The 9230-nt window shown below is 72.3% G+C and carries 8 protein-coding genes and 1 pseudogene; 7 read left to right on the forward strand and 2 right to left on the reverse strand.

The annotated features are described in order from the left end of the window. The first annotated feature begins 13 nt into the window (after positions 1-13). The 7 genes from ACFVST_RS22175 (at position 14) to ACFVST_RS22205 (ending at position 7402) form a co-directional block, all read left to right on the forward strand. Positions 14-859, forward strand: a complete 846-nt coding sequence (locus ACFVST_RS22175; RefSeq protein WP_390154651.1) for a hypothetical protein — start codon at positions 14-16, stop codon at positions 857-859. A gap of 75 nt (positions 860-934) precedes the next feature. Next, complete coding sequence (gene hutH, locus ACFVST_RS22180; protein ID WP_390154654.1) at positions 935-2509, forward strand: histidine ammonia-lyase; 1575 nt, start codon at positions 935-937, stop codon at positions 2507-2509. 89 nt (positions 2510-2598) lie between these two features. Then, positions 2599-3885, forward strand: coding sequence for a histidinol dehydrogenase (gene hisD, locus ACFVST_RS22185; RefSeq protein ID WP_390154674.1), 1287 nt, complete (start codon positions 2599-2601; stop codon positions 3883-3885). Continuing rightward, positions 3882-4970, forward strand: coding sequence for a histidinol-phosphate transaminase (locus tag ACFVST_RS22190; protein WP_390154656.1), 1089 nt, complete (start codon positions 3882-3884; stop codon positions 4968-4970). Before hisD ends, ACFVST_RS22190 begins: the two co-directional genes overlap by 4 nt. Then, positions 4967-5785: an inositol monophosphatase family protein gene (locus tag ACFVST_RS22195; protein ID WP_390154659.1), complete on the forward strand. Its 819-nt coding sequence runs from the start codon at positions 4967-4969 to the stop codon at positions 5783-5785. The genes ACFVST_RS22190 and ACFVST_RS22195 overlap by 4 nt, the downstream gene beginning before the upstream one ends. Before the next feature lie 29 nt (positions 5786-5814). Beyond that, positions 5815-6417, forward strand: a complete 603-nt coding sequence (gene hisB / locus ACFVST_RS22200) for an imidazoleglycerol-phosphate dehydratase HisB (RefSeq protein ID WP_390154662.1) — start codon at positions 5815-5817, stop codon at positions 6415-6417. A gap of 367 nt (positions 6418-6784) precedes the next feature. Further along, the gene (locus tag ACFVST_RS22205) at positions 6785-7402 is read left to right on the forward strand and encodes an HdeD family acid-resistance protein (protein ID WP_390154676.1); all 618 of its coding nucleotides are present in this window, start codon (positions 6785-6787) and stop codon (positions 7400-7402) included. Positions 7403-7415: 13 nt separating this feature from the next. Here ACFVST_RS22205 and ACFVST_RS22210 read toward each other — a convergent pair whose 3' ends face one another. Next, the gene (locus ACFVST_RS22210) at positions 7416-8279 is read right to left on the reverse strand and encodes a GNAT family N-acetyltransferase (protein WP_390154665.1); all 864 of its coding nucleotides are present in this window, start codon (positions 8277-8279) and stop codon (positions 7416-7418) included. 93 nt (positions 8280-8372) lie between these two features. Continuing rightward, positions 8373-9230: pseudogene (locus ACFVST_RS22215) on the reverse strand (serine/threonine protein kinase); the annotation flags it as partial.

The raw sequence follows: 9230 nt of genomic DNA on the forward strand, positions 1-9230 counted from the left end.
GAGAGTCACCGAGATGTTCGCTTCCGCCGATATGCAGCGCCGCCGTGAACGCGGAATGGCCAAGGTCCGTGCGGCGATCGCCGAGCACGGCGGCACCACCCTGCTGAGTACCGGCATCACCGCCGACGACGCCCGGCTGGCCAAGGCCGTGGTCGACTCCGGCGTCCGGATGCTGGAACCCAACCACCCCGCCATCGCCCTCGCCCGCGGTCTGCACGGCGTCCAGGACATGCACTCCGCGGAGAACGTCCGCCACGAGGTGACCATGGGCGAGGTGGACCGCGTCGTCCGCGGCATCCGCTCCGTGGTCGGCCCCGACATCTTCATCACCGTCGGCATCCCGGGCGGCTTCACCGAACTCGACCCGGTCGATCTGACCGAGGCCGACTTCACCAACCTCGCCCGCTCCGGCGCCGACTGCCTGCACACCCACAAGGCCAGCCTGGCCGACCTGGAGGAGTGGGTGGAGGTCGCGCACCGCAACGGCCTGCTGGTCGACGCGTACATCTCCCACCCCGGCGACCGGCACCCCTTCGGCATCCCCGCCGAGACCCCGGCCGAGGTCGCCGAGGTCGCCAAGCGGATCGAGGACATCGGCGTCGACATGATCGGCCTGATGACCGGCATGTCCTACGGGGGTGCCGCGGCCGGCGAGATCGACAAGGAGGTCGCCGACCGGCTGGCGGCCCTGGTGGAAGCGGTGTCGGTGCCCACCCTCGCGGAGGGCGGGATCAACATCGGCAACCACCGGGCGTTCCGCGGCACCGGTGTGAACATCCTGGTCGTCGGCACCTCCTTCGACGATGTCGCCCGCACCGCCGTCGCGGACACCGCCCGGCAGTATCTGGGCGCCGCCTGAACCGGGCCCGACCGGTGGGGCCTTTCCCGGCCCGGACAGGTCCGAACGTTAAGTATGTTCAAACATAGGAGTGAGATGGTGACCGCCATCGCCGGGCCTTCCGGCACCGCCCCCGCGACAGTCGTCCTCCAGCCCAGCGCCCTCACCGTCGAGGAGGTCGTCGCCGTCGCCCGGCACGGCGCCCCGGTCGAGCTGGGACCGGCCGCGCTCGCCGCCCTCGACACCGCCCGCGCCCATGTCGAGACCCATGCCGCGTCGGACGCCGCGATCTACGGCGTCTCCACCGGCTTCGGCGCCCTGGCCTCCACCCGGATCGACGTCGCACTGCGCGACAGCCTCCAGCACTCGCTGGTGCGCTCCCACGCGGCCGGCTCCGGTCCCGAGGTCGAGACCGAAGTGGTGCGGGCCCTGATGCTGCTCCGCCTGCACACCTTCGCCACCGGCCGTACCGGGGTCCACCGGCAGACCGCCCGGTTGTACGCGGACATGCTCAACGCCGGGCTGACTCCGGTGGTGCACGAGTACGGGTCGCTGGGCTGCTCCGGCGACCTCGCGCCGCTCGCCCACTGCGCGCTCGCCGCGATCGGCGAGGGCGAAGTCCGCGACCGTACAGGCGAGTTGAAGCCCGCCGCGAAGGCACTCGCCGAGGCCGGTCTCACCCCGGTGACCCTCGGGGCCAAGGAGGGCCTGGCCCTCATCAACGGCACCGACGGAATGCTCGGGATGCTCTGCCTGGCCCTCACCGACCTCAGCGCCCTCGCCACCCACGCCGACCTCACCTGCGCCATGAGCGTGGAGGCCCTGCTCGGCACCGACCGCGTGTTCGCCGAGGACCTCCAGGCCGTACGGCCCCACCCCGGGCAGCAGGACTCCGCCTCCAACCTCCGTGCCCTCATGGCCGGTTCGGCGATCGTGGCCAGCCACCGCGGCGAGGACTGCACCGTCGTCCAGGACGCCTACTCGCTGCGCTGCGCCCCCCAGGTCGCCGGAGCGGTACGCGCCACCATCGACCACGCCGCCCAGGTCGCCCGGGTCGAACTCGCCAGCGCCGTCGACAATCCGGTGGTGCTGCCCGACGGCCGTATCGAGAGCAACGGCAACTTCCATGGCGCGCCCGTCGGTTACGTCCTCGACTTCCTCGCCATCGCCGCCGCCGACCTGGCCTCCATCAGCGAGCGCCGCACCGACCGCCTGCTCGACCCGGCCCGCAGCAACGGACTGCCCGCCTTCCTCGGTGCCGACCCCGGCGTGGACTCCGGCCTGATGATCGCCCAGTACACACAGGCCGCCCTGGTCAGCGAACTCAAGCGGCTCGCGGCGCCCGCCAGTGTCGACTCCATCCCGTCCTCCGCGATGCAGGAGGACCACGTCTCCATGGGCTGGTCGGCGGCGCGCAAACTGCGCCGCTCCATCGACGCCCTCACCCGCGTCCTGGCCGTCGAGGCGATGGCCGCCGCCCGCGCCCTCGACCTGCGCGCCCCGCTCTCCCCCGCACCCGCGACCGCGGCCGCCGTCGAGCGGCTGCGCGAGGCGGTACCCGGGGCGGGCGGCGACCGCTGGCTGGCCCCGGAGATCGAAGCCACCGTCGGCCTGCTGCGCGAGGGCGAACTCCTCACCGCCGCCCGGAAGTTCACCGGCCCCCTCACCTGACCCGTCCCCTGCTCCCGAAGGCCCCCGAAGCTCCCGAAGCTCCCGAACGGAGAGAGATGACCTCCACCCAGCCCCCGCCCGGCGCACCCCTGATCCGCCGTATCGACCTGCGCGGCACCGGAAGCAACGGCCACGACGTTCTGCCCCGGGCGGAACTCGACGTCGAAGCCGCCATCGAACTCGTCCGCCCGCTGTGCGACGACGTCCGCACCCGCGGCTCGGCGGCCGTCCGTGAGCTGACCCGGCGCCTCGACGGCGTCGACGTGCCCCAGCCGCGCGTCCCGGCCCGGCACCTCTCCGACGCGCTGGCCGCGCTCCAACCGGAGGTCCGCGCCGCGCTGGAGGAAGCCGTCCGCCGCACCCGCCTGGTGCACCGCGCCCAGCGCCGCACCGACCACACCGTGACCGTCGCCGAGGGCGCCACCGTCACCGAGCGGTGGGTGCCCGTGAGCCGCGTCGGCCTCTATGTGCCGGGCGGTCTGACGGTCTATCCCAGCAGCGTCATCATGAACGTCGTCCCCGCGCAGGAAGCCGGGGTCGGCTCGCTCGCGGTCGCCAGCCCGCCGCAGCGGGACACCGGACTGCCGCACCCCGTCGTCCTCGCGGCCTGCGCGCTGCTGGGCGTCGAGGAGGTCTACGCGGTGGGCGGCGCGCAGGCGATCGCCATGTTCGCGTACGGCACCGAGGACTGCCCGCGCGCCGACCTGGTCACCGGCCCCGGCAACGTCTATGTCGCCGCGGCCAAGCGGCTCCTCAAGGGCGTCATCGGCATCGACTCCGAGGCCGGGCCCACCGAGATCGGCATCCTCGCCGACGACAGCGCCTCCCCCGTCCACCTGGCCGCCGACCTCATCTCCCAGGCCGAGCACGACCCGCGCGCCTCCTGCCTGCTGGTCACCGACAGCCCGGCCCTCCTGGACGGTGTCGACGACCAACTGCACCGCCAGATCGAGGTGACCAAGCACCGCGAACGGGTGGAGACGGCCCTGACCTCGCAGTCCGCCCTCGTCCTGGTGGACGGACCGGAGCAGGGGCTCGCCGTCGTCAACGAGTGGGCCGCCGAGCACCTGGAGATCCTCACCCGCGACGCGGACACCGTCGCCGAAGGCGTCACCAGCGCAGGCGCCGTCTTCGTCGGCCCCCACAGCCCGGTCAGCCTGGGCGACTACCTCGCCGGCTCCAACCACGTCCTGCCCACCGGCGGCACGGCCCGCCACAGCAGCGGCCTCTCCGTCCAGTCCTTCCTCCGCGGCATCCATGTGGTCAAGTACGACCGCGACGCGCTGGCCGCGGTCGCCGACCACATCGACGCACTCGGCAGCGCGGAGGACCTCCTCGCCCATGTCAACGCCGTCCGGGTCCGGGTGCCGCGATGAACCTCACCAGCACCGAGCCGACGCTGCCGATCCGGCCCGAGCTCCGCGGCCGAACCCCTTACGGCGCACCGCAGTTGGAGGTGGCCGTCCAGCTCAACACCAACGAGAACCCGCACCCGCCCTCCCCCGCCCTGGTGGCAGCCGTCACCCGCGCCTGCCACGACACGGCCACCGGTCTCAACCGCTACCCGGACCGCGAGGCCACCGTCCTGCGCGCCGCCCTCGCCGGCTACCTCACCGAGTCCACCGGCACCGTCCTCGCCGAGGACCGGCTCTGGGCGGCCAACGGCTCCAACGAGATACTGCAACAGCTCATGCAGGCGTTCGCCGGGCCCGGCCGCACCGTCCTCGGCTTCGAACCCACCTACTCGATGCACCGCACCATCACCGAAGCCACCGGCGGCACCTACGTCAGCGTCCCGCGCCGCCCCGACTTCACCATCGACACCGCCGAGGCCGTCGCCGCCGTCCGACGCCTGCGTCCCGATGTCGTCTTCCTCTGCAACCCCAACAGCCCCAGCGGCACCTCCTCCGACCACGAGCTGATCACCAGCCTCTACGAGGCGGCCACCGGGCTCGTCGTCATCGACGAGGCCTACGCCGAGTTCTCCGGCCGGCCCTCCGCCACCACCCTCCTCGACGGCCGCCCGCGACTGGTCGTCTCCCGCACCATGTCCAAGGCCTTCGCGTTCGCGGGCGCCCGTATCGGGTACCTCGCCGCGGACCGGGCCCTGGTCGACGCCCTGCGCCTGGTCCGGCTGCCGTACCACCTGTCCTCGCTCACCCAGGCCGTGGCCGTCACCGTCCTCGACCACCGGGCCGACGTCCTCAGCACCTTGCCCGAGGTCACCGCCCAACGCGACCGGATGCTGCGCGAGTTGCCCGCGCTGGGCCACCAAGTCCTGCCGTCCGACGCCAACTTCGTCCTCTTCGAGACCCGCGAGGACGCCGCCACCACCTGGCGGCGCCTGCTCGACCACCAGGTCCTCGTCCGCGATGTCGGCTTCGGCCACCGGCTGCGCGTCACCGCCGGCACCCGGGCCGAGACCACCGCCTTCCTCGACGCGATCCAGGCCCTCGGATGAACCGCACCCCCGCCGCCCCCACACCCCGGGACGACCTCGCCCTCTGCCACCGCCTCGCGGACGCCGCCGACGAGATCACCGTCCACCGCTACCAGGCCACCGATCTGCGCGTCACCAGCAAACCCGACGCCACCCCGGTCACCGACGCCGACCAGAGCGTCGAACAGACCCTGCGCGCCCGCATCGAAGCCGAACGCCCCGGTGACGCCGTCCACGGGGAGGAGTACGCCGACACCGGCACCGGGCCCCGCCGCTGGATCATCGACCCCATCGACGGAACGAAGAACTTCCTTCGCGGCGTGCCCACTTGGGCCACCCTGATCAGCCTCTCCGTGGACGGGGAGGTCACCGCCGCCGTGGTCTCCGCCCCGCTGCTGGGCCGCCGCTGGTGGGCCGGGCAGGGCCTCGGTGCCTTCACCCGCACCACCCTGCCGGGCACCCCGGATGCGCCCCGGCAGATCCACACCTCGCGGATCGCGGACCTCGCCGACGCCTCACTGTCGTACTCCAGCCTCACCGGATGGCGCCAACTCGGCCTGCTCGCCGGCTTCCTCCAGCTGCACGACACCACCTGGCGGCAGCGGGCCTTCGGTGACTTCTGGTCGTACATGCTGCTCGCCGAGGGCGCCGTCGACATCGCGGCCGAACCGGAGGTGGCCCTCCACGACCTCGCCGCGGTCTCCCTGATCGTCACCGAGGCCGGCGGCACCTTCACCGATCTGCACGGCACACCCGGCCCGGACGGCGGCAGCGCCGTCGCCACCAACACCCTGCTGCACACACCGGTCCTCGACGCGCTCCACAGCCACCGCTGACACACCACCCCGAGAAGGGACGGACAGCCATGCCCGCCAACTCCCCGCGCACCGCCAGGATCAGCCGAGCCACCAAGGAGACCTCCATCGAGCTGGAACTCGACCTGGACGGCACCGGGCAGGTCGACATCTCCACCGGCGTCGGCTTCTACGACCACATGCTCACCCAACTCGGCCGGCACGGCCTCTTCGACCTCAGGATCCACACCCGGGGCGATCTGCACATCGACACCCACCACACCGTCGAGGACACCGCCATCGCCCTCGGCCAGGCCTTCGACCAGGCCCTCGGCGACCGCCGCGGCGTCTCCCGCTACGCCGACCGCTCCATCCCCCTCGACGAGGCCCTCGCCCGCGTCGTCGTCGACGTCTCCGGGCGCCCCTATCTGGTCTTCACCCAGCCCGAGGGCCTGGCGCCCACCATCGGCGACTACGACACCACCCTCACCCAGCACGTCTGGGAGTCGTTCGCCTTCAACGCCAGGATGGCGCTCCATGTCGACGTCCTCCGCGGCCGCAACGCCCACCATGTCGCCGAGGCCCAGTTCAAGGCAGCCGCCCGAGCCCTGCGCGACGCCTGCGCCCTCGACCCCCGAGAGCCCGGCATCCCCTCCACCAAGGGCCTGCTCTAGCCGTACCGGCACCGCAGAGGTCCGGCACCCGGCAGGCCGAATGCCCTGTGCGGCGTGCCGACGCTGGTGACCGTCCGGGAGAGCTCGCAGGACTGGCTCACCGCGCTCACCGGCTGTGAGGCCTTCGACCAGGAGGACCGGCCGCTCGGCTCCTTCGGACTGCTGCGGCATCGAGAAGCCCAAGGTGCAGGACGACGGGTACCGCCTCACCGTCCACGAGGACGCCGTCGACCGGCAGTTGTTCTTCGCGCTGGCGGTGACGATGGAGGCACGGCAACGCGGCCAGAGGATGTGTCTCCCGGCGGGCCGTACCCCGAACGGCCTCTGCTCGGTTGCGGTCGGCGGGGCGGCGTTCGAAGACTCGGGCATGACCCATGCACCGGACAACCAGCAGCCGTCGGACCGCGACCCCGAGGGGGCGGCCTTCGGGCTGCTGGGCCGGCTGGCCCACTCCGCCTGGCAGGCCGTGCTGTTCGCGGGCGTCGCCTCGCTGATCCTGGGCGTCCTCGCCCTGGCGTGGCCGGGCGCCACCCTGCTGGCCGCGGGAATCCTCTTCGGTATCTACCTCCTGGTCAGCGGGGTGTTCCAACTCGCCGCGGCGTTCGGCGCGCATGTCTCGGGCGGGCTGCGCGTCATGGCGTTCATCAGCGGTGCGCTGGCGGTCGTGCTGGGCCTGTTCTGCTTCCGCGACGCCGCCCGCTCGGTACTGCTGCTGGCGCTGTGGATCGGTATCGGCTGGCTGTTCCGCGGCATCACCCAGACCATCGCCGCGGCTTCGGACCCTGCGGTCCCGGCCCGCGGCTGGCAGATCTTCCTCGGCATCGTCAACGCCCTCGCCGGTATCGTGCTGATCGTCTCCCCGGTCGCCTCCGTCGCCGTCCTGGTGGTGCTCACCGGGATCTGGCTGGTGGTCGTGGGCGCGGTCGAGATCGTCACGGCGTTCCAGATCCGCGGCCGCGCCCAGCGCATCCTTCAGGGCCTCTGAGCCCTCACCCGCCCTAGGCCGTGGACCGGTCCCGTACGTCGGGCAGTTGCCGGAAGCCTGCCGACCGGTAGGTGGCCACGGCGCCGGTGTCGGCACTCGGGGTGGCGACCAGCGCGCTCGACGCGCCCAACTCCCGCAGTGCGGAAGCCGCGGCCACGGTGATCGCCCTGCCGAAGCCGCGGCCACGATGTCCCCGGTGCACACCCATCGGCTCCAGCAGCCCCGGCCGGCCCGCGCCCGCCGACCACGCCGTCACCCCCGCAACCGCCTCACCCCGCTCGTCGTACGCCACCAGGCAACGGGCATCGGCGTACGGCGACCCGGCCGCCATCCGGTGCCAGTGCTCGCCGGTGAACGCCGACCCGTCGAAGGCCGCCCGATGCACCGCGGCCCGCGCGCCTGCCTGCTCCGGCCCGATCACCTCGATACGTACGCCCGGAACGGGCACCGGCTCGGTGAGTTGTCGGCGCAGCGGTGTCCACGCCTCCCCCTCGTGCCAGCCGTGCTCGGCCAGCAGATCCCGGACCAGCGCACCCGACGGCACCTCGATGTCCGCCTTCCCCGCGGGCAGTACGCCGCGCTCCGGGTCGGTCACATCCGCGAGCAACCGCCGTGCCAGCTCCACGTCTTGCCGGGCGTCCGGCGCGATGGTCAGCCGCAGCAGGCGGGGGCCGTCCAGCAGGCCGACGGCGAGTATCCGCCCGTCGCGGCGCCAGGTCCTGACCGCCGCGGCCGTGGCCTCCGCGCCGAACCGCCAGAACCAGCCCAGGTCTCCCGGATGGAGTTGCATCGGCGCCGCGTCGTCCTGCCACTCCCGCAGCGCCCCCACTGCTTCTTCCAACAGACCAACTCGGCGCTCTGGCCACACAGTTGCCATACACCCGATGGCACACCATGGCAGCGACACCCCGCACTCGATTTTTCAGTCGGCCCTCAGCCGGTCACTCCCGGCCGGTCGGTGGCCCTCGGCTCAACTCGCCTTGTCGCGCATGATGATCTTGCCGTCGGCGTCCGCGTACAGCCGTGCGCCGCCGTACTCGTCGACGGCGACGATCTCCAGCACCACGACCTCGTCGTCCCGGTCCACCTCGGCGGACTTCAGGCCCACATGGACACCGGACACCGACGCCTTCTTCAGCCCGAGTCCGGTCTCGGCGGTCCGCATGAGCCGGGGCAGCGCGTCCCAGTTCACCTTGGCGATGTCGAAGGACGCGCGACCATCCGACCGGTATCCGCTGCGCTTCTCGCCCTTCCCCTCCTTGTAGTCGAAGTAGTCCCACACCTTTCCGTCCTTCGACGGCACCTGGGCGGAGGCACGGGGCACCTCCAGGTCGAAGTTCATCACCCTCGTCGTGCCCATCACCTTCTTCAACTCGCGTACGACCCTGCGGGCCCCGGCGGGTGTGCGCAGGTTCTCCCGCACGGTGGGTGAGGCGGTGGGTGAAGTGCTGGACGGGGGCGGGGAGTTGTGGTGCGCGGGCGATCTGTCCTCGCCGAAGGAGAGCAGGTCCCCCCGGAACACCAGACCGGCGGTGAGGGCCGCCAAGGTCACGGGTACCAGCACCCAACGGCGCCCCCGTCCGGTACGGCTCCCGGCCCCGGTCCCTGCCTTGGCACCTCCCGCGTCGACCGTGTCACCCTCCAACCGGCCGATGGTCTCGCCCGCTCCCGCCGCCAACTCACCGGTGTCAACGGCCCGTTCGGGACGTGCGTCGGCGGCTGGCGACTTCGGTACCGAGAGGATCGTCCGGGACCGTTCCCCCGCGGCCTCCGCCAGCAGTTGGTCCAGGTACTCCGCGTCCGGCCGGGAGGCCACGTCCTTGATGAG

The organism is Streptomyces sp. NPDC058045 (assembly GCF_042885635.1).
Lineage (GTDB): Bacteria > Actinomycetota > Actinomycetes > Streptomycetales > Streptomycetaceae > Streptomyces.

Excerpts from the sequence above, each read along its gene's own strand:
- hisB (WP_390154662.1), top strand. The coding sequence starts at position 5,815 with ATGCCCGCCAACTCCCCGCGCACCGCCAGGATCAGCCGAGCCACCAAG.
- ACFVST_RS22190 (WP_390154656.1), top strand. The coding sequence starts at position 3,882 with ATGAACCTCACCAGCACCGAGCCGACGCTGCCGATCCGGCCCGAGCTC.
- ACFVST_RS22175 (WP_390154651.1), top strand. The coding sequence starts at position 14 with ATGTTCGCTTCCGCCGATATGCAGCGCCGCCGTGAACGCGGAATGGCC.
- ACFVST_RS22195 (WP_390154659.1), top strand. The coding sequence starts at position 4,967 with ATGAACCGCACCCCCGCCGCCCCCACACCCCGGGACGACCTCGCCCTC.
- ACFVST_RS22210 (WP_390154665.1), bottom strand. The coding sequence starts at position 8,279 with ATGGCAACTGTGTGGCCAGAGCGCCGAGTTGGTCTGTTGGAAGAAGCA.
- hutH (WP_390154654.1), top strand. The coding sequence starts at position 935 with ATGGTGACCGCCATCGCCGGGCCTTCCGGCACCGCCCCCGCGACAGTC.
- ACFVST_RS22205 (WP_390154676.1), top strand. The coding sequence starts at position 6,785 with ATGACCCATGCACCGGACAACCAGCAGCCGTCGGACCGCGACCCCGAG.